The following is a 23,173-nucleotide window of genomic DNA, read 5'->3' as shown; positions in this document are numbered from 1 at the left end:
GATCATGAAGTTGAAAAAAAATATATTATATAGTTTATGTATTGGTTCAATGGCTGTTTTTACATTTTCGTGCAGTAAGGATTGGCTTAAACCAAAACCCCTGTCTTTCTATGAACCAGATGTTGCGCTAGCCGATGCGCAAGGGATGTACTCCGCTTTAACGGCCTGTGAAAGAAATATGCGACATGAGTTTTTTGGCGATGCTGCGCCCATTCTGACCGAGATTATCCAATCTGAAGTAGCCGTAGAGGGGACAACAGATAAAGCTGGTCCACAAATGGATATGGATATTGCACTGCTCCCCGATGCAGATCTCAATCACAACGATAGAACTAAAGTGGGGTGGTATTGGTACGAAGGATTTAAGGGAATAAAATATGCCAATCTTATTATTTCAAGAATAGATGCCGGAACTTTTAAAGACGAAAATGAAAAAAACGCGATTTTAGGAGCAGCTTATTTTCAACGTGCCTACCGTTATTTCAAATTAGTGCATCAGTTTGGTGATGTGCCCTTCATTGATAAAGAAATAAATGAACCGAAATATGATTTCTATAGCTACGATCGTTGGAGTATTCTCGAGAAATTACGAAAAGACCTGGAATTTGCCTATCAATGGGTGCCCGAAAGAGTAGACCGTGGACGTACCTCCAAATCTGCCTGCGGTGTATTGTTGATGAAGGTCTGTATGGCTTTGGCAGATTTTGATCGGGCAATCGCCATCGGCAAAGAAATTGTTGCTATTCATCCACTTATGAAAAGTAGATTTACGGTGAATAAAAGTAGACCAAATACCAATCTGATGTTTGACCTTCATAGTGTTGAAGCAAAATTAGATGGTGCCAATACCGAAGGTTTAATGTATGTAGTTTCTTATCCTGGAGTTGATGGCTCTGATCGTATCAGAACAATGCGTAATGGCGTTCCTTTTTGGAACAACGGCGGTATAAAAACACCAGACGGAAAAACGGGGGCAGGATTATCATTGGCAGCGGATGAAACTGATCTTTCATTGGACTTAAATAAGAACTATGGTCGTGGTATAGGACGATTGCGTCCAACCTGGTATTTTACAAATCAGATTTGGAGGCCTGGCAAAGAGGATAATGACTTGCGGGGGATCTTTAACCGGGATAGTTGGCGAAAGATGGAAGATTTGAAGTACAATGAGCCCAACTTAAAAAAGACGGGCAATCCCTGGTATGGAAAAAATCTGGTTAAACCGGTGGGAATGAGTGTGGAGGATTCCATTCGGCTATGGTTCTCTTGGCCGCATTACAAATTATTTGTGCCGGATCCATTGCAGACACAATGGGAAGGCGGGGAGACCCCGTGGTATATTTACCGTTCTGCAGAAGTCTATTTATTGTTGGCCGAAAGTTACTATTGGAAAAATGATCTTGGTCAGGCTGCCATTGCCATTAACGAAGTCCGTCAACGCGCCGGTGCATCACAGCTAACAGCAGATGAAATCAATATCGGTGAGCTATTAGATGAGCGCGCACGTGAGTTGTATTACGAAGAAAACAGACATATTGAGCTCGTAAGGATTGCCTATACCTATGCAAAGACCCGAAAACCATGCGAAATTTTTGGTGGTCGTGTCTATGATTTAAAACAGATTAGCGGCCCAGGCGGAACGAATGCGAACATTAAACAAACTGGAGTTAATTTCTGGTACGATAGAGTGGTTGCTAAAAGTAATTTCTATAATAAAGGGGTAAAACATAAGTGGGCCGAATATAAAATTAGTGTGCACCATATCTTATGGCCTGTGCCCGCTAATGCGATTAATACCAATATTAAAGGTGTTATCAATCAAAATATAGGTTACCCAGGTGCAGAGAAAAATAAAACGCCGCTATTGGTTGAAGGTAAGTAACAAGTGTTTTCAAACGTTTTCGTAAATAAATCAGATCATTTGATTCATTTCACTTATATTAATTGATATTATTGTTTCGCTGAGTCAAATGATTAATGACTGCTTAGTAAATGATATGTATCAGGCTTGAATGTGGAGAAGCTGTGGATTGATAATTTTCAATAAATTGGCCAGACACACGTTGTAAGTTACAAACCAATGATGAATAAATAAACCGGGTCAATAGACTCAAGATTAAATTTTACAATGAAAAGAAATACACTATTTAAATCTGTTTTGATGGCTGCTATGGTCGGCAATGCTGTTATGTCGTATGCCCAGACAGATAAGAGTAATGAGAAAGGTTGGACGAACCTTTTTGATGGAAAAACGCTAAATGGCTGGAAGTCTGTCGGCGGAAAAGCACCTTATTCTATAGAGGGCGATGCTATCGTAGGTCGAATGACAAAAGGTACACCCAATTCTTTTTTGATCACTGAAAAAGAATATGGTGATTTCATATTGGAGCTGGATGTTAAACTTGAAGGCAATGAAACAAACTCAGGTATTCAGACACGGAGCCATCTTGATCCAAAGGCTAATGATGGACGCGGACGTGTATATGGAAGGCAAGTAGAAATAGACCCCTCTGCCCGTGCTTGGACAGGTGGAATCTATGATGAGGCGCGTCGTGGATGGATTTATCCACTCGATTTAAATGAAAATGCTAAAAAAGCCTATAAAGTAGAGGAATTCAATCATATTCGAATTGAAGCCATTGGTGATGAGCTGCGCACTTGGATCAATGATATTCCTGTTGCTTATGTCGTTGATACGATCGATAGATCTGGCTTTATCGGGTTGCAGGTGCATGGTATTCCACCTAAACTGGATGGAAAGAAAGTGTACTTTAAGAATATTAAAATAAAAACAACCGACCTCAAATCAAAAGGTTTTCCAAAAGATCTTTATATCGTGAACTTGAAGCCAAACGACTTGGCTGACGCTGAAAAGAAGAAAGGTGTTAAGCTTTTGTTCGACGGTAAAACCAATAAGGGCTGGCGGAGTATACATGGCGATAAATTTCCGGAACGCGGTTGGGAAGTTAAGGATGGCCAAATGACTGTGCTAAAATCTGACGGTGGTGAATCGACCAATGGTGGCGATATCGTCACAAAAGATAAATACGCGGTGTTCGATCTTTCATTTGAATTTAAGCTTAGTCCGGGAGCCAATAGTGGTGTTAAGTATTTTGTGACTTTAAAAGAAAAATCAAAAGGATCGGCTATTGGTTTGGAATATCAAGTGCTGGATGATGCTTTACATCCTGACGCGAAGTTGGGACGTGACGGAAATCGTACCTTGGCATCGCTTTACGATCTCATTACATCCAATCGTGATGATCGCGCGCGTAGACCGATCGGCGAGTGGAATAGAGGTCGAGTTGTGGTCACAGCAGATAACAAAGTTGAACACTATTTAAATGGCATTAAGATGTTGTCTTATGAGCGGGGATCCAAAGCGTTTAAAGATTTAGTTCAGATCAGTAAATACAAAGATTGGGAAAACTTTGGCGAAGCGAAGGAAGGTTTTATTCTTCTCCAGGACCATGGTGATCGTGTTTCATTTCGCAGCATAAAAATTAATACACCGAATTAAGCCTATCTCTTATGAATCATTATTTATCGCGCAGAAGCTTTGTTAAACAGTCCGTTATCGCTGCAGGAGCGGTTATGCTGTCCAATAGTGTATTGGGGAATGTCAATTTGGCCAAACCAAATGAACGTGTCAACTTAGCCTGTGTAGGCTTGGGAAACAGGGCTGCCGACATCATTAAAGAACTCTATAAAACAGGACTCTGTAATATTGTTGCGCTATGTGATGTCGATCTTGGTGCGAAACATACGCAGGAAATTTTGGGTTTGTTTCCCGATGCACCGAAGTTTAAGGATTTTAGGGTAATGTTTGACAAAATGGGAAATCAGATTGATGCTGTAAGTGTCGGAACTCCTGATTTTTCGCATTTTGCCATAACGATGCTTGCACTGGATTTAGGTAAACATGTCTACGTGGAAAAACCAATGGCGAGAACATTCCTTGAAGTCGAACTAATGGCAAATAAAGCTCGGAAAAACCCTAAGCTTGCTACCCAAATGGGAAATCAAGGGCACTCCGAAGCAAATTACTTTCAGTTTAAAGCCTGGAAGGATGCCGGCATTATTAAGGATGTGACACGCATCGATGCGCACATGAATATGCCGCGTAGATGGCATGGCTGGGATGTAAATATAAAGGGTTTTCCTGCCGCAGAAATGATCCCCGAAACATTAGATTGGGATCTTTGGCAAATGCAGACTATTGGCCATAATTATAATAAGGATTTTGTGAATGGTCAATGGCGCTGTTGGTATGATTTTGGAATGGGGGCTCTGGGCGATTGGGGGGCACATATATTGGATACAGCACATGAATTTTTAGATTTGGGGCTGCCTACAGAAGTGTCTGCTGTGAAGCTTGATGGGCATAATTCCTATTTTTTCCCCATGTCTTCAACCTTGAAATTTCATTTCCCAAAAAGGAAAAAGATGCCAGCAGTCGATATCAATTGGTATGATGGATTGGATAATTTGCCACCTATACCCGAAGGCTATGGTGTATCTGGATTGGATCCCAATATTCCTGCACCTAGTACAGGGAAATTGGAACCCGCCAAACTAAATCCTGGGAAAATTATCTACAGCAAGGATTTGATATTTAAAGGTGGCTCCCATGCCAGTACCTTGCAGATTATTCCAGCAACGAAAGCCAAGGAAATGGAGTCTCGGTTACCGGAAGTGCCAAAATCACCGTCAAACCACTTTGCTAATTTCTTGAAAGGTTGTAAAGGCGAAGAAAAAACCCGCTCGGCTTTTGAAATTGCAGGTCCTCTGAGCCAAGTATTTTGCTTGGGTGTAATTGCACAACGCTTAAACAGTAAGTTGATATTGAATACGCAGACAAAAGAAGTGACCAATGATAAGTTTGCCAACGCACTCTTAGCCGGACCTCCACCAGCAAGAGGTTGGGAGCAATATTATAAGATGTAAAGGCCATTAAATGGGTATCTAAAAGAAAGGGCAATGTGAACATTGCCCTTTTTATGTTTGAAATGAAAAGCCTTTATAACCTATCCTGCTTTTAATGGGAAGATGGACGTACTTTTTCTCGATTCGGTGATATGATAAAGGATGATGGAAGATTATATTTTTGCAGTCATTTATAAAAAAAGGTTTTCAAACGGGGAGAATGAAAACCTTAAATAACCAATTATAAACCTAAATTATGATGATACAAATGTAAGTGTATTTACTACACTATGCAAATTTATTTTAAAAAATAATTGAATCGACTTTAAACAAGCTATAGGAAGTAGCTATTTTTATAGGAGTAAACTGTATTTTTGACGAAACGGACTGCTATCTGCATTCTTTTTAAACGCTGTAGCTTTATGGATTTTAAAAAGCATCCGCGTAGACTTTTAGCTATTTTAAAAGCATGGAAAATTTAGAAGTATGGATGCGTGGACCTATTGAAGGGGTTCCCGCTCTTCTCCAACCCGTTGCGCATGCACTTTTGCAAGTTGAAGAAGATGTTTTGAAGTATACCGCACAAATATCCTCAGCGCAGCTTTGGACAAAACCGGGTGGCAACGCCAGTATAGGTTTTCACCTGCAACATATTCGTGGAGTAATCGATCGCATGTTTACTTATGCCGAAAATAAATCCTTAACGGATAAACAATTTGACGACCTCCGTCAGGAAGGTCTAGAAAATAGTGCTTTAAGCGTGATATCGCTTGTAGAAAACTTACATCGGCAGATTCAGCAATCTTTGCAAAAACTGGCGTTAATTGATCCGGACACCCTGACTGAAGTGCGTTTTTTGGGTAGAAAACGGATCCCTACGACGTTGATTGGTTTGTTGTTCCACGCTGCAGAGCATGCACAGCGTCATGTCGGCCAATTACTGGTAACAGCACGATGTATGAACTAAAAACAACCTTTCGTTCTGTCAGCTAAAGTCTAAGATTTTTGAACCTGTTGTAACTTCTCTCCCCATTTCCCTAGTTCTCGAATAATTGGTTTGAGTTCATATCCCAGTGCAGTCAGCTCATAAAGTACACGTGCCGGGACTTCTGCATATACAGTACGTTTAATAATGTTATCATCTTCTAGCTTGCGCAATTGTAAGGTGAGCATACGTTCAGTGATACCCGGTAAACATTTTTTGATTTCAGAATAACGTAGCGCGCCATTGATGAGATAGCAGCATATGGCTAGAGCCCATTGACCACCAATCACATTAGCGGCAAAAACTTCGGGGCAATTATGCTCAAGTTGCTTTTTATTTGAAAAGTTAGTGGAGCTCGTCTTGATTTTAGTCATACGCACATTTTTTATAGTACCTAACATTGGGTTACAGATAAGCCAAAATAGGAATTATGTCGCTATTTTTAAATCATAGTCCTGTCGTTTATTAAAACTGCCGCTACGAATCGGCTAAATGTGGTGACTTGTGCATATATAGATACATAATAAAATGAAAACATTAATAGTCGTTATTCACCCCAATTTTGCTGCTTCCGTCGTAAATAAAAGTTGGGTTAAGGCCTTGGAAAATCAACCTGAGTTGTATGACATCCATCAATTGTACCAAGTCTATGCTGATGGTAAAATTGATGTCTTGGCCGAGCAGCAGATGATAGAGAAATATGATAAAATTGTCTTTCAATTTCCCTTTTATTGGTTTAATTGTCCGCCGTTTTTCAAGCAATGGCTGGATGAAGTGCTTACTTATGGATGGGCTTATGGTAAGAACAGTGGCTACAAATTGGAAGGAAAGAAAATTGCATTAGCAATTTCTGCTGGGATAGACGAGCAGGAGTATAGGGAGACAGGAAAGTATAAATATAGCATGGATCAATTAACAAGTCCTTTTGAAATTACTTTTGATTATGTTAAAGCGGATTATCAAAAACCTTTCGTCTTTTATGGAATTGAAAAAGAGTCATCTACCGCATGGGTAGAAGAGGGCGTGACGCGCTATCTCCGTTTTTTGGAGCAACTCTAGTTAATAAATATCAGGGCTTGTTTATTGTTGCTTAGCTTTTGTGATATACGAATCAATCCAAAGAAATAGGCTTATCAAGAAAGCATCTTTCTCAAGATGCTTTCTCTTTGTTGTTTTACCGTGTTGTATAACCACCATTGGCAAAAATGGTCTGCCCCGTTATCCACCAACCATCGGTGACCAAGAATTCCACCAAAGGCGCAATGTCTTTTATATCGGTTAGCCCACCTAATGCTGAAGCAGATTTATGGTAAGCAACAGCGTCTTCGCTTTCCTGTCCATAGAAAAATGGCGTATCCATTGGCCCCGGGGCTACAGCAGTAACCGAAATTCCCCGTTCTCCAAATTCTTTTGAAGCAGCTCGCGTAAAATGCTCTACTGGAGCTTTCAGTCCTTCATAAGTAGAGTATAATCCCGTATAGGCCGCCAATAATGAGGTAACAATCGTACAGATTTTGCCATTCGCATTCAGTTTTTTACCCGCCTCCCGAATAAAGAAATAAGCAACTTTTGAATTGATGTCACTCATGCTGTCATATTCTTCGACCGTGGTATCCACAATTGGCTTTTTCAATACTTTACCGACCGTATTAATGGCGATATCTACGCCACCAAACTGCTCAATTGCGACATCAAAAAGTTTCGTGATATGCTCAATTTTTGTCAGGTCCGCCTGCACTAATATTGCTTCTGCCCCCGCGGATTTGACAGCTTCCAGAGTTTGTTCAGCGTCTGCTTTGGTATTTTCACTATTGTAATGGATCACCAGCTTTGCCCCTTGAGCCGCAAAATCCCGACTTAATAATCCGCCAAGGTTTTTTGCACCACCAGCGATAAGGACAACTTTTCCTTTTACATCATTTCTTGCCATAATAATTTAAATTTTGATTATAGCAAATCTCACAAATGTTAAGGAACCTCTTATGGTGAACTTTTCGCTTTTTTCAATTGACGAAATTGTGATGGCGACATGCCTTCATATTTTTTAAAAAATTTGGTGAAGTTGGACGGGTCGTATGTCAGCATCTGTGCAATTTTCGCAATGGTCAGATCGCTATTAATGAGTAGGTCTTTGATACAAGCTAATATTTTTTGTACATAAAAATAGCAGGGGTGATTTCCGGAAGTTTCCTGTATAATCTTGATAAGATGCTTTTGTGAAACACAGAGTATGTTGGCGATATCCTGAAGCTCCATCATATCTATGCTGTCTCCACGAACCAATTCCGCTAAATGACGATCTAAAAAGTTAAAATATTGAATAGTAATCTCTTCACTTCTTTTTCTATTGGAGAGCAATGCTGTGTTCATTTTAATTCCTTTCCGAATTGTTAGGTTAAATATAAACAAATAATACTGGACGTAATATTTTTTACCTGAATAATCGAGAATTCCGCATAATGGACTCGTCAACGTTATAGACAAAGATTTTTATCCTCGACACTGCTCTTGATCACCCGAACGATTAATTTGTAAATTCGTATACTTGTAGAATTCTAAGAGAAATTCGTAATTTTTATAATCCCGCATAAAAATAAACTGAGTATATGCAGATACTTTTAGTAGAAGACGATCGCCGTATTAGCAGCTTTGTTGTTAAAGGTCTAGAAGAGATGGGCCACAAGGTCATTTTGGTTGAATCTGCGGAAGCGGCACGTGAATGGATCAATGCGGATTCATTGGACATTGTCGTACTTGATATTATGTTGCCCGGAATAGATGGTATACAATTTACGAAGATGATCCGATATCGAAAAAATCATATTCCAATATTGATTTTAAGTGCCTTAGGAGAAGTTGAAGATAAAGTCGAGGCCTTGGAAAGTGGTGCTGATGATTTTCTTGTCAAACCCTTTTCCTTTAAGGAATTGGTTAGCCGTATCAAAGCCTTGGTACGCCGCGACAATTATAAAAACGTACCAAAGGATAGCTGCGTAGAAATTCATGATTTAAAAGTGGATCTTGAACGGTATGAAGTCCATAAGAATGGTAAAAATATCGATCTATCACCTAAAGAATTTAAACTGTTGAAGTATCTGATCGAAAATCGCAATAAAACCCTTTCAAGAACAGCGATCTTACAGGCCGTCTGGGGAATTGATTTTGATAATAATACCAATGTTGTCGATGTATACGTTTCTTATTTAAGAGGTAAGATTGATGCGGGGAGTGATACCTCCATTATCAAAACGGTGAAAGGGGTAGGTTATATGCTCACAACGGACTGACCATGAATTTAAAGATTCGACTCACACTCTTTTCTACCTTGGTATTCACCATCATTTTTGGGCTTGCAACGCTAGTCATCTACTGGATATTTTATAATTCTTCTGAACGACATCTGATAAGCTCGCTGGAAAAAAATGCGAAGATAGCCGGTATTTATTACCTTGAAGCGGACGAACAGAGCCCGCTAAAGCACATGGAATCCAAAAATCAATATGAAAGTCTGGTCAAGCGCGCGATGGTAGCCGTTTATAACGCAGCGGGGAAGGTGAGTTATGGTGGTATGCGGTTTGATAATCAAATTAATACAGATTTGCTGAACCAGCTGAAAACAGACAAAACGGTTTATTTTAAAACAGCCGATAGCTTTTATTTTGGTTTGTATTATCCCGATAATCAGGGCGATTTCTTTGTGTTTGTCAAAGAGTCCAGCGCAGATTTTGATCATCAGTTGAACCGTTTACTCATTACGCTTGTCTTTGTTTTTCTCATTGCATTGATTAGTATTGCCTTGTTGTCGGTCTGGCTGAGTAAGTATGCTTATCTGCCCATTCGTAAAGTGATCCAAGAAATTCAGCATAAAGATTTAAGTACCATTCAGGAGCCCTTGACCGCCATAAAAACCAAGGATGAACTCCAGGATCTGATTGAAAGTTATAATGCACTCCTACGTCGGATCAGTGAAAATATGATTATCAGAAAGAACTTTGTAAGTTATGTTTCCCACGAGTTCCGAACGCCTTTAGCGGGTATCCTGGGCTCAATGGAGGTCTTCGGCGCAAAAGTTAGAACGGAGGAAGAATACCGTGAACTGGCCGAAACCATTACCGAGCATGTGAATTTTCTGAATCAGCTTATTGGTAATTTTCTATTACTGACCGAAGATCAGGCCCTGAAACGTTCCCTGGAAACCTTTCGTATCGATGAGATCGTGTGGGACCTTGTACCTAAATTTTCGAGATCATTTGCCGTACCCTTGAAAGTCGATATAGAGGTCGACGAACCACAATACTTTAATTTTCGGGGCAACAAGATGCTCATCTCCCTTTCGATCTCTAATTTAATCGAAAACGCACTGAAATACGCAAATGGGCAAGAAGTGCTTATCCGAATGACCAGTGCAGATGGCAGACTGTCTTTGCAAATTATAGATCATGGCATCGGTATCCCAAAGGCCGAACTGGAGTCTGTGAAACAGACCTTTTATCGTGGATCAAATGTCGGTCAGGTGAAGGGCAGCGGCATAGGCCTCTCATTTGCACAGATCGTTTTTAAGGATCAGGGGGTCGACTTTGATATTCGTTCGAACGAGCTGGGAACTACCGTATCACTGCTATTCCCTAAATTCTAATCCTTTTCTAATCTCTTCTAATTAAACTTTAATTTAACCTAAAGTTGCCTGTAATCTCTGTCCGTTAGTTTTGTGGAAATTCAAAATTAAGTGAGAAAGCTACGTATTACATTATTTTTACTTCTTGGCCTGAGTAGCAAACTATTTTCGCAGGAAGCGGTTGAAAGCCGTTTACGAAAATCGGAGATTGAACAGGTGTTCCTTGCGCATAACCTGAGCTTAATGGCACAACGTTTTCATATACAACAGGCTGATGCAGCAGTACTTCAGGCAAAGCTCTGGCCCAATCCAACGATCTCAATCTCAGAGGTCAATCTTTGGAAAAATTCCAGCAGCGAATCCTTTCCTGCGCTGATCGGTCATTATGGTAAATATCAGCAGCTGGCTGTTGAGCTGGAACAGACGATCGAAATGGCCGGGAAACGGAAAAAAAGGGTGCAATTGCAGCTTTTGGAAAAAGAGAATGCCCGGCTTCAATTTGAAGAATTATTGCGGAATTTGAAATATGATCTCCGGAGCCAATGCCTCGAACTACAGATCTTACAGGAAAAAGAACAATTATACAGTAGTCAGGTCGATATTTTTCAGACCCTAGCGAAGTCCTTTCAAAATCAATGGAAAGAAGGCAATGTGAGTGAAATGGACTATCTCAGGATTGAAAGTGAGTCGATTGCATTTGGGAATAAACTCAACGAAATCCAGCAGGAAAAAATTGCAAAAATGAATACAGTTGCGAGCTATCTAGGAGATAAGGGGACTGCACTTTACATTTCGGATACGATAGGTATGCCACTTTTTCTCCTGGGGACGAAACAGGAATGGAAAATGATGGCCCTGGAAAGCCGTAGCGACTATAAAATCATCCACAATACCTGGAAGAAAAGTAATGCGCAGTTGGAAATCGAAAAAGCAGAACGTACACCAGATCTCAAAGTATCAATGAATTATGACCGGGGCGGAAATATCATGCGCGATTTTATAGGCCTGGGTGTTGCTATGGATCTTCCTTTATTTAATCGAAACCAGGGCAATATCAAAGTTGCTCAACTGGAACTTGAGAAAAACAAAGTTGAAATCGCACAATTTCGTATCGATATAGAACGAGAGATCGACTTCCTTTCGGCGCGTTTGAGCAATCTCGAATCGAGCTTGAAAACGATGGATACAGGCTTTGATCGTAAACTGGATGTCGCGCTTGAACGCTATGTCCGCAATTTTCAAGAACGACGGTTGACCATCGTTGAATTTATAGACTTTATCAATAATTACATGGAAAACAAAGAATCAATATTGGAGCGCAGGGCAAAATACCTTCAGTATAAGGAAGAATTGACGTATTTAATCGGAAAGGACATTGTCTAATGAAAGGGAACTTTTTAATGCCACTGACACTCCTGCCCATATGTTTATTGTGGAGCTGTCAATCAACGAAAAATGAAGAGCAGGTTACGCCGCCAACTAAAGGTTTTTGCCTTAGCGCAGATTTCAAAAACCAAATTAAAATTGATTCGATTCAGAAGCGGGCGGTATTTGAACAGATCGCTTTAAATGGGGTCATTCAATACGATCAGGATGAGCTTGCTGCACTAAAGAGCCCGATACCCGGTATCGTGCAGTCTGTCTCCGTCAAGATGGGTGATTATGTGGAGAAGGGACAGATTCTCGTATCGCTTAAAGGGACCTCGGTCAATGATTTAGGAAAGGAGATGCGTGAGCTGGAGAATAGCAAGCGCTTGGTGGAGAGTAAATTGGCAAGTCTTCGCAGTCTACTGAAAGATGGTATGGCTTCCCAACGGGAACTAGAAGAGATGGAAAGCGAATTGAAAGCCACACAAATCGGAATACGTCATGTAAAGGCCAATATGAACCTGCTCAATGGATCATCAGAAAATGGTCTATTTTACATCCGTGCACCCAAAGCGGGTTATATAGTTGATAAAAAGGTGAGCCCTGGTATGACAGTGGGTGATGATGCCGAATTACTTTCAGTAAGTAAACTGAATGAAGTATGGGTTTCGGTCAATATTTATGCAAATAATTTACCTTTTGTGAAAAATGGTGCGCCTGTCAAAATCACCACGTTAGCCTATAAAGGGGAATCTTTTGATGGCTATATTGATCAGGTAGCCAATTTCTTCGATCCTGAAGAACGTGTCGTCAAGGCGCGTGTAAAGTTGTTGAACAAAGACCTGAGGTTAAAGCCGGGCATGAGTGTGGATGTATTGGTGGAAAAAGCTGTTTCAGGACAAGAACAGCAGATGCTGGCTATTCCCAAAGATGCCATCATTCTGCATAATAACCAGAATTTCGTGGTGCTGTACAAAAATGACTGTGATCTGTCCGTAAAGCCTGTGGATATTGTTGCTGAGAATGAAACCTATGCTTTTGTCAAAACAGGAATAGCCGAGGGAGATCAGGTGCTGACAGAAAATGAGCTGATTGTATTTGATGAATTGATAAATAGATAGGATGAAGAAAGTTGTACAAAATATTGTTTCGTTTTCATTGAAACACTCCTTGGTCGTCCTATTTTTTACGTTGGCATTATTATTCGGCGGGGTATACGCCTACCTGCATACACCGATTGAAGCTTTCCCCGACGTCACCAATACACGGGTCAGGATTATCACACAATGGCCGGGACGTAGTGCTGAAGAAATCGAGAAGTTCGTCACATTACCGGTAACCAAAGAGATGAATACCATCCCAAAGAAAACGGATGTTCGTTCGATCTCCTTGTTTGGCTTATCCGTTGTAACGATCCAATTTGAGGATGGTGTAGAGGACTTTTATGCCCAGCAGTATGCGGGTAATAAGATGCGTTCCATCGATTTGCCGGACGGCGCGGAAAGCTCCATCGAACCACCTTCGGGTGCTACCGGAGAAATTTTTCGCTATGTGGTGAAGAGCAATCTTCCGATTAAAGAAGTCTCTGCCATTCAAGATTGGGTGATCGAAAGGGAACTTGTGGGGGTGCCAGGTGTGGCGGACGTCGTGAGTTTTGGGGGGGAGGAAAAGATCTATGAAATAAAGATCAACCCAACAGAGCTGGCGAATTATAACTTGTCGCCACTGGACGTATATGAAGCCGTATCGCGTTCGAATATCAACGTCGGTGGCGATGTGATCCAAAAAGGAAATCAAGCCTATGTCGTTCGTGGGGTAGGTTTATTGGATAAGATCGACGATATTGGTAATATTTTGATCAAGGTGGTCGGCAATACACCGATTTTAGTCAAACATGTAGCCGAAATAGAACTGGGCGCAAAGCCACGACTTGGCCAAGTGGGACTCAATCAGGAAGATGATCTTGTACAGGGAATAGTCATTATGCTGCGGGGAGAAAATCCTTCGGCTGTCGTCACAAGGCTAAAGGCAAAAATCGAAGAGCTAAACCAACGTATTTTACCCGAAAATGTCAAGATCGAACCCGTTATAGATCGTACTAAACTGGTGAATAATACCGTGCATACGGTTTCCAAAAACCTGATAGAAGGGGTTATTCTGGTTTCGATTATTGTCTTTATCTTTTTGAATAACTGGAAGACAACCTTTATCGTGGCATCAGTGATTCCATTGGCCTTCCTGTTTGCCATCATATTATTGAAAATACAAGGTTTGCCGGCCAATCTGATTTCAATGGGGGCGTTGGACTTTGGACTCTTGCTCGAAGGAACATTGGTAATCGTCGAGACTGTTTTTGTCTCTTTGGAAAAAGAGGCCCATCGGCTTGGGACGGAACGCTTTAATAAAATCTCCAAGCTAGGGATCATTAAGAAAAGTGCGGGTTCCGTAGCGGGGTATATCTTTTTTGCGCTATTGATTTTAATTGTCGCACTGACTCCTATTTTCTCTTTTCAAAAGGTGGAAGGAAAAATGTTCTCACCATTAGCCTTTACGCTCGGTTACGCCTTATTGGGATCCTTGATCCTAAGTTTGACCTATGTGCCCGCGATGTGTAAATACTTATTAAAAAAGAACATCAAAGATGATGAAAATAAGATCACTAAAGTCAGCCGTAATGCCATTTTTAAAGGTTTTAAAAAGGCTTTTGACCATCCAAAATGGACATTGTCTATTTTTATGGTTGTCTTGTTCGTCTGTATGTTCCGGTTTAGCCATTATGGTTCCGAGTTTCTTCCAAAATTGAATGAGGGTGCAATCTATGTTCGCGCAACCTTACCCAATAGTGTCAACCTGGAAGAATCGGTGAAGCTGACCAAAACAATGAAAACAAAACTGATGAATCAGTTTGACGAGATCGACTTTATAATGACACAGACAGGCCGTCCCAATGATGGCACGGATCCAACAGGCTTTTTTAATATTGAATTTAATATTGAATTGAAGCCCGAGGGGGAGTGGAAACGTAAACTTTCCAAAGAGAAATTGATCAGTCAGATGCGGGATAGCCTGCAGACTTTTCCTGGAATCAACTTTGGCTTTAGCCAGCCGATTCAGGATAATGTGGAGGAGTATGTGGCCGGGGTAAAAAGTCCACTAGTTATCAAAATCTTTGGTGAAAACTTACAAGATTTAGAGAATAAGGCCAATAAGTTTGCAGAGTCACTAAAAAAGGTCAATGGCATTACGGATGTCAATGTTTTTAAAAATATAGGTTTGCCAGAACTCCGCATTCAACTGCATGATTCAAAAATGGCTAAATATGGCGTTTCAACCAAAGATGTGCAGTCCGTGATCGAAATGACTATCGGGGGGCAATCTGTGACACATTTCTACGAAAATGAGCGGATCTTTGATGTTCGCCTGCGCTTCCAAAAATCATACCGCGACAACCCCGAGAAGATCGGAAATATCATTATTCCGACGATGAATGATCAGAAAGTACCCCTACGGGAGATCGCAACAATAGATTATCATACCGGGCCGGCATTTATTTACAGAGAAGGGAATTCCCGCTATATTGGTGTTGGCTTCAATATTGAAGGTCGAGATTTGGGAAGCACAATTGCCGATGCGAAAAAACAGATAGAAAGAGATGTGAAACTGTCCAAATCCTATAAGGTCGTCTGGGCTGGTGAATTCGAAAGCAAGGAACGGGCAACAAAACAACTGATGAATGTTGTGCCAATTTCGTTGATTTTGATCTTACTCTTGCTGTATGCCAATTTTGGTAATGGCAAAGATACGCTGATTTCTTCACTGACCCTCGCCTTTGCTTTTATTGGTGGATTCATTTCCTTGTGGATTACTGGAACGACATTTGGAATTTCGGCCGGTATCGGATTTATTATTCTCTTTGGCGTAGCCACGATTGATGGTATTGTCTTAATCGGGATTATGAAAGAAAATCTGTTGAATAAAATGCGCTTGAAACCTGCTATTTATGAAGCTGTCAAAAGCCGGATCAGACCCATCTTAATGATTGCATTAATGGGGGCGATGGGCTTATTGCCAGCTGCACTTTCAAACGGTATGGGGTCTGAAATTCAAAAACCCCTGGCGATTATGATTGTTGGTGGATTGATTATTTGTATGATTCTCTCGTTTTCAGTACTACCTATTGTTTTTTACTTCGCTTATAAGAAGGAGAACCGCGATTAGTTACCCATTTTTAATTATTATATACGATACAAAGGTTGCCTGTCCGACAGTGCAACCTTTGTTATTTTTAACATGCAGCTGTACGTTTCGTAATAGCGATCCAAAGTTGAAGCGAATAGCGATATATCGTTTACATGCTATTTTGTGTAAATCTTGTTATAAATGTTGAATTTACATTTAAGTTCCTTAAATTAAGCCTCAACATAAAAAGCACTTCGTTGAAGTTTTGCCGAGATAAGTTATAAAGCTGTATTTAAAATTAGAAAAAACATTCTTTTGAATCCTCGTGAGTTGTATTTACGAGAAAAGGTCAATATTAGGTCAGTGTTGATTAATTCATAAGAAGACTGAACGTACTATTCCAGATAGATTTGTGATAAAGAAATATTAAAATAATACGCTATGGCACAATTTAAATGGGAAGGAATATATCCTGCAATGTTATCACCATTTGATGAAAATGGAAATTTGGATTTTGATATGTTTGGTAAAAACATTGAAGCACAATTGGATGGAGGTGTTCACGGTTTGATTATCGCTGGATCATTGGGGGAAGCAAGTGTTTTGACTACAGAAGAAAAGTATGATTTATTGACCTATGCGTTGAAACTTGTTGGTGGTCGTGTACCCGTATTGCTAAATATTGCAGAAAATACAACTGCTGCTGCGATCAAAGTGGCGCAGACCAGTGAGGAATTGGGAGCCGATGGTTTGATGTTATTGCCACCAATGCGCTATAGAGCCGATGATAGAGAAGCTGTCGCTTATTTTCGTGCTGTTGCACAAAGTACCAAACTGCCAATTTTAATCTATAATAACCCTGTTGACTATAGTACTTATGTATCGTTGGATATGTTTGAGGAACTCTTATTGGAACCAAATATCCAGGCAGTGAAAGAATCTACACGAGATTTAACCAATATCACGCGTTTGAAAAATCGTTTTGGTGATCGATTAAAGATTATGGCCGGTGTAGATACCTTGGGGCTCGAGTCTTTAATGTTAGGGGCTGATGGGTTAGTCGCTGGATTGGTGGACGCATTCCCAAGAGAAACAGTGGTTATGTATAATCTTGTGAAAGCTGGTGAATATAAAAAAGCGGTAGAAATATACCGTTGGTTTATGCCTTTGTTGGAATTGGATATTCATCCTAAATTGGTCCAATACATTAAATTGGCCGCTACAGCTGAAGGAATTTCAACACCTTATACACGCGCGCCAAGATTACCGTTGATCGGTGAGGAAGAACAACGTGTGAAAAAAATTATTGCAGATTCAATCGCAACGAGACCACAATTATAGGAATGCTTCTGAACTCTCTGGATGAGAGTTCAGGAAATTTTCTTTTTAGAACCAAGTAAAAATACGCGAAAAGGACCTTCTTATTATATTGAGTAACCGCAAGGAATGAAAATATAGGGAAGGTTTTTATTGATTTTTGAAGATACTATTTACCATAAAAACAAAAGGAATGGATAGAAACGAAAATGAGATTGATTACGTCGTAAAACAGGCGGAGGCTGGATTTCAGTTTCTTCAACAAACGGATGTCATCGAACGAGCGGAATTGATGTATGCCATTGCCGCTGAAATTGAGGAATTGGGCGAAATATTGATTGAAACGGCTCATCTGGAAACGGCACTACCTTTGGGAAGACTGCAGGGTGAAAAGGCGAGAACAGTCAATCAATGGCGTCGATATGCCGATGCCGTTCGTACTGGTTTATACAGTGAAGCTCGGATAGATCGGGATCCAAATGGCCAATTTGATTTAAGGAAATATAATAAAGGACTTGGTCCAGTGGTCGTCTTTGGCGCGAGTAATTTTCCTTTCGCCTTTTCAACTGCTGGCGGAGATACTGCAAGTGCCATTGGTGCCGGCTGTTCAGTCATCGTAAAGGCTCATCCTGCGCATCTTAAAACCTCCCAATTAATGGCTGACGCCATTGATCGTGCGGTTTCAAAACAGGGCGTTCCGACTGGTGTTTTTAATCATGTGCTGTCAGATTCATTTGCTGTTGGGCAACAGTTGGTTAGCCATAAACAGGTAAAGGCTGTGGCATTCACAGGTTCATTTCGTGGCGGAAAAGCCTTGTTTGATTTAGGGCAGTCGAGACCTGAACCTATTCCGGTATTTGCTGAAATGGGAAGCGTAAATCCTGTTTTTATTTTGCAAGACTACCTCGCTAATCATCTGGAAGCATTTGCAAAGCAGTATATTGGATCATTACTCCTCGGTGTAGGGCAGTTTTGTACTAATCCGGGTGTATTGGTAGGCTTGGCGGGCGAACCGTTCGATCGGCTCAAACTGGCCCTAAAGAGCGAACTAAAATCTGCTGCTACAGGGAAAATGTTACATGCGGGTATTCTGGATAGCTACAATCGCCTAAAAGGCGAAATGGTTCAATCGGAAGGGATCAGCGTATTGGGGGAAGGCGAAGGTAATACACCACATGATTTTGCCCGGGCTGTAGTTGTCGAAACTGAAGCCAGTCAGGTTTTAAACAATCCCAACTTGCTGGAAGAGGTTTTTGGACCTTTTGGGCTGATTGTATCCTGTAACGACCAAAATGAGATGAATCTTGTCATGCAACAGCTTGATGGGCAGATTACCCTGACTTTCGCTGCCACGGCGCAGGACATGCATGAATGCCCGGCTCTTTTTGCAATGGCTCAGGACAAATGCGGAAGACTGCTGTTCCAAGGTATGCCAACAGGCGTAGAGGTTCAGTATGCCATGCAGCATGGCGGACCTTATCCAGCAACCACAGATGCTCGTTTTACTTCAGTAGGGCCAGATGCGGTAAAACGGTTCGTCCGACCTTTTAGCTTCCAGAATTGGCCGAATGAGTTTTTACCTAAAGAGCTAAAAGACGGAAACCCATTACAAATTGATCGTCTGGTCAATCAACAATGGACGAAAGCATAATATAGATAAATGACCATATAAACAACAAGGACTCAGAAATGAAGAAGACTTTTTTTTGTATTGATTCGCATACCTGTGGTTGTCCCGTACGATTGGTTGCAGGGGGAACCCCATTGCTAGCGGGTAATTCCATGATGGAGCGCAGATTGCATTTTATACGTGAGTACGACTGGATTCGCAAAGGATTGATGTTTGAACCAAGGGGACATGACATGATGAGTGGAAGTATGCTTTATCCACCATTTGATCCGCAAAACGATATCGGCGTTCTTTATATTGAGACCAGTGGTTGTCTGCCTATGTGCGGACACGGAACGATCGGTACCGTAACGATTGCCATCGAGGAGGGACTCGTTCAACCTAAAATTCCCGGAAAATTAAGGTTGGAAACTCCGGCAGGACTTGTACATATCGATTATGTTCAAGAGGGTCCTAAGGTGAAAAGCGTAAAGCTTACTAACGTCAAGTCTTTTTTATATGCTGAAGGGCTAACGGTAGACTGTCCAGATTTAGGAATTATCAGCGTCGATGTTGCCTACGGTGGCAATTTCTATGGTATTATTGATCCCCAGGCTAATTTTGACGATATCAGTTCTTATTCTGCGAGCCAATTGATCCATTATGGGAAAATAATTCGTCAACTGCTCAACGAAAAATATGCTTTTGTTCATCCCGAAGATGCGAATATTCATGGGTTGACACATATCCAATGGACAGGTAATCCAACGCTTCCCAACTCGTCCGGACGCAACGCCGTACTGGTTGGCGATAATGCCTTGGATCGTTCTCCTTGTGGTACAGGTACTTCGGCGCGTATGGCGCAGTGGTACGCGAAAGGGAAGCTTAAAAAAGGAACGGAATTTATACATGAAAGTTATATTGGTTCACAATTTACCGGCAAAATTGAAGCGGAAACAACCGTGGATGGTAAGCCTGCTATTGTGCCGTCCATCGAAGGCTGGGCACGGATAACAGGATATAATACCATTTTTTTGGATGATGAAGATCCTTATTTTGGCGGTTTTCAGGTGATTTAATACATTAATAAGAAAAGAGCAACGTGAAAGAAAATAATAGAGGTACAGTTGTTGTAATAGGTGCTGGAATTGCTGGTCTTGCTTCGGCCTATTACCTGGTGAGAGATGGTTGGGATGTGAAAATCCTGGAAAAAAATACTTTGGACAATAATTGTTCTTATGGCAATGCAGGCATGATCGTCCCCAGTCATTTTACGCCCTTGGCAGCCCCCGGGATAGTCGCGCAAGGAATAAAGTGGATGTTCAATAGTAAAAGCCCCTTTTATGTACGGCCTTCGCTCAATCCGCGGTTGATCAATTGGGGTCTGAAATTCCTAAAACATGCCAACCGCGCGCATGTGGAGCAACATGCTTCCGCCATACGTGACCTGAATCTCTATAGCAGCCGCTTGTATGACGAACTGGCCCAAGAAGATAATTTTGATTTTGAACTGAAGCAGAATGGTATCCTGATGATGTATAAATCGAAAGAAATGCAACATGAGGATATTGAGCTGGCGCATCGTGCACAGGACCTCGGACTCGATGTCGATATCCTCGAAGGAAATACCGTTCAAGAACTGGAACCTAATCTGAAGCTAGATGTATTGGGTGCTATACTTTATCGCTGCGATGGAAAACTATATCCACCCAAGTTAATGCAGCAATTGATTCAATACCTGAAAGCTGCAGGTGTTGCTTTTTTCGAAGATACTGAAGTCTATAAATTTATGACGGCCGGAAATAAGATTAAAGAGGCAGTCAGCAATAAAGGAAGTTTTCAGGCTGATGCTTTTGTGTTAACCGGTGGTGCTTATTTGCCCCAGTTGACGTCGAAGTTGCAGGTAAATACACCACTTATGCCCGGAAAGGGATATTCTTTTATGTATCAGCCCCAGGGTGAGCAGAGCTTGAATCATGCGGCATTATTACTGGAAGCTCGTGTTGCTGTAACCCCCATGAATGGCCAGATCAGATTCAGTGGTACGATGGAATTGGGACCTGCAAATGATAAAATTTATGAAAATCGTGTTCGTGGCATAGTAGAGTCTATTCCCAAATATTACCCGGAGCTACAAGTCGATTATCCAAAGGAAAAAATATGGTATGGTTATAGGCCCTGCTCGCCCGATGGATTGCCTTATTTGGGACGATTGGAAAAATTTGACAATGTCCTGGTTGCCGGTGGAGGTGGGATGATGGGCTTGAGTTTAGGTCCAGCATACGGGAAAATCATTGCAGATTTATTGGCCGGACAAAAAATACAGGCTGATATTGATGGGTTTAGGCCCGATCGTTTTGATCGATAAAATTATGATATAAACCAATACCTGAATTATGAATCGTTCTTTTTCTTTTAAAGCTCCCAAAACACTGTTTTATGGACTACTCTTTCTATTCCCGGTATCCACACATGCACAAAAGATGAAATTATACGAGCATACCACCCCCATAGAACCTTATATCGTGCAATATGGGCATGATGTTGAGGCGATCAACTATTTCTATGGTCCAATGCCCAAAGGCTGGGGCAATCAACGGGCTGCGGCTTCACCCGAACAGCTGGCACGTCTTCAACGTTTGGATAACGAATATTTGAACAAATTGGACAAATTTCCCTATGAAGAACTTGAAACATCTGGGCAGGTGGATTTTATCTTACTGAAGCGCAAACTAAAAAGTGATCTCCTTTCATTGAAAGAAGATGAGTCGAATTACAACAGGTTATCCCTGTATCTACCTTTCGCACAACGAATATTTGCACTCGAAAAGGAACGTCGTAGAGGAAAGCGTTTGGCCGGAGAAGATGTCGCGAAAGAGCTGACGCGGGTTGTCGATGAAATCGATCGATCGATAACCGCTTTGCAAGAAAAGACCAATATTCCTGATGCAGATGTGAACTTTTTGGTTGGCCTATTAAATTCTTTGGATTTAAGGATAACAAGCACCTTCGATTTCTATAATGGATACGACCCTGAATTTACCTGGTGGGTACCCGCCATATTTCAACAGGTGAAAAGTAAATTGTCGGATTATAAGGAGAAATTAGCCGCAAAAAGCGACCGGAAAGTTTTTGATGATGGTAGCCAGATTGCGGGTGTGCCGATTGGCGAAAAAGAAATAAACCGAAGACTCAAAGCTGAAATGATCAGTTATACAGCTGCCGATCTGCTAAAATTGGCTGATCAAGAGTTTAAATGGTGTGAAGCAGAGTTATTGAAAGCGAGTCGTGAAATGGGGTTTGGAGACGACTGGCGGGCAGCACAGGAGCAGGTTAAAAACTCCTACGTTCCCATTGGGAAACAGCCGGAACTCATCCTGAAATTGTATAACGATGCACAGCAGTTTATTCAAAAAAATAAACTCATGGATATTCCTGAACTGGCAGATGAAACTTGGGGAATGATCATGATGACCCCAGAACGTCAGCGTGTCAACCCTTTTTTTACGGGTGGTCGGGAAATTAGTATATCATATCCAACCAACACGATGGATCAACAGGCAAAATTGATGAGTATGCGTGGTAATAATCCTTATTTCTCCCGCGGTACTGTGCAGCATGAATTGATCCCCGGTCATCATTTGCAATATTTTATGAATAGGCGCTACAAGCCTTATCGCGAGGAAGCGTTTAATACACCCTTTTGGACAGAAGGATGGACACTTTATTGGGAATTATTATTGTATAGTAAAGGATTTGCCAAAACTCCCGAAGAGCGTATAGGAATGTTATTTTGGCGTATGCACCGCTGTGCGCGAATAACCTTTAGTATTAAATTTCATTTGGGTGAATGGACGCCGCAGCAATGCATAGATTACTTGGTAAACAGGGTGGGATTTGAGTCTGCTAATGCCCATGGTGAAGTAAAGAGGTCTTTTGAAGGTTCATATGATCCCTTATACCAGTTGGCTTATCTGGTCGGCGGATTACAACTGATGCGGATCAAAGAGGAGGTGGTTGATCAGGGTAAAATGTCATTTGCTGATTTTCATGATCGTGTGATTAAAGAAAATTACCTGCCCATGGAAATGCTAAGAGCGATTATCAAAGGCGAGCAATTAAAACCAGACCATGAGACAAATTGGAAATTCTATCATTTTAACAACTAGGTGTT

18 protein-coding genes are annotated in these 23,173 nt (G+C 41.2%); 15 read left to right on the top strand and 3 right to left on the bottom strand.

What is annotated here, in order from left to right:
• Window positions 1–4: 4 nt before the first annotated feature.
• The 4 genes from BGP15_RS13420 to BGP15_RS13405 all read left to right on the top strand — a co-directional run bounded on the left by BGP15_RS13420 (window position 5) and on the right by BGP15_RS13405 (window position 5,893).
• The gene (locus BGP15_RS13420; protein ID WP_286769806.1) at window positions 5–1,882 is read left to right on the top strand and encodes a RagB/SusD family nutrient uptake outer membrane protein; all 1,878 of its coding nucleotides are present in this window, start codon (window positions 5–7) and stop codon (window positions 1,880–1,882) included.
• Window positions 1,883–2,128: 246 nt separating this feature from the next.
• The gene (locus BGP15_RS13415) at window positions 2,129–3,520 is read left to right on the top strand and encodes a 3-keto-disaccharide hydrolase (RefSeq protein WP_084823277.1); all 1,392 of its coding nucleotides are present in this window, start codon (window positions 2,129–2,131) and stop codon (window positions 3,518–3,520) included.
• 11 nt (window positions 3,521–3,531) lie between these two features.
• The gene (locus tag BGP15_RS13410; RefSeq protein ID WP_286769805.1) at window positions 3,532–4,947 is read left to right on the top strand and encodes a Gfo/Idh/MocA family protein; all 1,416 of its coding nucleotides are present in this window, start codon (window positions 3,532–3,534) and stop codon (window positions 4,945–4,947) included.
• Window positions 4,948–5,416: 469 nt separating this feature from the next.
• Entirely contained in the window at window positions 5,417–5,893 is a 477-nt protein-coding gene (locus BGP15_RS13405; RefSeq protein ID WP_254667764.1) for a DinB family protein, read from the top strand.
• A 29-nt stretch (window positions 5,894–5,922) separates the two neighbouring features.
• On the opposite strand, the gene BGP15_RS13400 is transcribed toward BGP15_RS13405, so the two are convergent.
• On the bottom strand, window positions 5,923–6,285 hold the full coding sequence (locus BGP15_RS13400) for a winged helix-turn-helix transcriptional regulator (protein WP_046676349.1): 363 nt from the start codon (window positions 6,283–6,285) through the stop codon (window positions 5,923–5,925).
• Between the two features lie 154 nt (window positions 6,286–6,439).
• Here BGP15_RS13400 and BGP15_RS13395 point away from each other — a divergent pair, with 154 nt between their 5' ends.
• Window positions 6,440–6,970 (top strand): NAD(P)H-dependent oxidoreductase, encoded by a 531-nt coding sequence (locus tag BGP15_RS13395; RefSeq protein WP_286769804.1) that lies wholly within the window; start codon window positions 6,440–6,442, stop codon window positions 6,968–6,970.
• Window positions 6,971–7,085: 115 nt separating this feature from the next.
• Here the strand turns inward: BGP15_RS13395 and BGP15_RS13390 are convergent, their stop codons facing one another.
• A complete protein-coding gene (locus tag BGP15_RS13390; RefSeq protein WP_070569450.1) occupies window positions 7,086–7,841 on the bottom strand; it encodes an SDR family oxidoreductase in 756 nt (251 codons plus the stop codon).
• A gap of 50 nt (window positions 7,842–7,891) precedes the next feature.
• On the bottom strand, window positions 7,892–8,281 hold the full coding sequence (locus BGP15_RS13385) for a helix-turn-helix domain-containing protein (RefSeq protein ID WP_046675721.1): 390 nt from the start codon (window positions 8,279–8,281) through the stop codon (window positions 7,892–7,894).
• Between the two features lie 236 nt (window positions 8,282–8,517).
• Between BGP15_RS13385 and BGP15_RS13380 the strand changes: the two genes are divergently transcribed.
• The 10 genes from BGP15_RS13380 to BGP15_RS13335 all read left to right on the top strand — a co-directional run bounded on the left by BGP15_RS13380 (window position 8,518) and on the right by BGP15_RS13335 (window position 23,168).
• A complete protein-coding gene (locus BGP15_RS13380) occupies window positions 8,518–9,198 on the top strand; it encodes a response regulator transcription factor (RefSeq protein ID WP_046675722.1) in 681 nt (226 codons plus the stop codon).
• A 2-nt stretch (window positions 9,199–9,200) separates the two neighbouring features.
• Window positions 9,201–10,547 (top strand): sensor histidine kinase, encoded by a 1,347-nt coding sequence (locus BGP15_RS13375; protein WP_286769803.1) that lies wholly within the window; start codon window positions 9,201–9,203, stop codon window positions 10,545–10,547.
• A gap of 90 nt (window positions 10,548–10,637) precedes the next feature.
• Window positions 10,638–11,909 carry a TolC family protein gene (locus BGP15_RS13370; protein ID WP_286769802.1) on the top strand — a complete coding sequence of 424 codons (1,272 nt, stop codon included), beginning with the start codon at window positions 10,638–10,640 and terminating at the stop codon, window positions 11,907–11,909.
• Window positions 11,909–13,015 (top strand): efflux RND transporter periplasmic adaptor subunit, encoded by a 1,107-nt coding sequence (locus BGP15_RS13365; RefSeq protein WP_286769801.1) that lies wholly within the window; start codon window positions 11,909–11,911, stop codon window positions 13,013–13,015. Before BGP15_RS13370 ends, BGP15_RS13365 begins: the two co-directional genes overlap by 1 nt.
• Window position 13,016: 1 nt before the next feature.
• A complete protein-coding gene (locus tag BGP15_RS13360; protein ID WP_286769800.1) occupies window positions 13,017–16,112 on the top strand; it encodes an efflux RND transporter permease subunit in 3,096 nt (1,031 codons plus the stop codon).
• 402 nt (window positions 16,113–16,514) lie between these two features.
• Entirely contained in the window at window positions 16,515–17,414 is a 900-nt protein-coding gene (locus BGP15_RS13355) for a dihydrodipicolinate synthase family protein (RefSeq protein WP_286769799.1), read from the top strand.
• Between the two features lie 169 nt (window positions 17,415–17,583).
• Window positions 17,584–19,041: an aldehyde dehydrogenase (NADP(+)) gene (locus tag BGP15_RS13350; RefSeq protein WP_286769798.1), complete on the top strand. Its 1,458-nt coding sequence runs from the start codon at window positions 17,584–17,586 to the stop codon at window positions 19,039–19,041.
• 38 nt (window positions 19,042–19,079) lie between these two features.
• A complete protein-coding gene (locus BGP15_RS13345) occupies window positions 19,080–20,078 on the top strand; it encodes a 4-hydroxyproline epimerase (RefSeq protein WP_046675727.1) in 999 nt (332 codons plus the stop codon).
• 23 nt (window positions 20,079–20,101) lie between these two features.
• Window positions 20,102–21,367: an NAD(P)/FAD-dependent oxidoreductase gene (locus BGP15_RS13340; RefSeq protein ID WP_286769797.1), complete on the top strand. Its 1,266-nt coding sequence runs from the start codon at window positions 20,102–20,104 to the stop codon at window positions 21,365–21,367.
• A gap of 28 nt (window positions 21,368–21,395) precedes the next feature.
• Window positions 21,396–23,168 (top strand): DUF885 family protein, encoded by a 1,773-nt coding sequence (locus BGP15_RS13335; RefSeq protein ID WP_286769796.1) that lies wholly within the window; start codon window positions 21,396–21,398, stop codon window positions 23,166–23,168.
• Window positions 23,169–23,173 lie beyond the last annotated feature (5 nt).

The organism is Sphingobacterium sp. 40-24 (assembly GCF_001899705.1).
Classification (GTDB): domain Bacteria; phylum Bacteroidota; class Bacteroidia; order Sphingobacteriales; family Sphingobacteriaceae; genus Sphingobacterium; species Sphingobacterium multivorum.
This window is presented reverse-complemented; position numbering and strand designations above follow the sequence as displayed.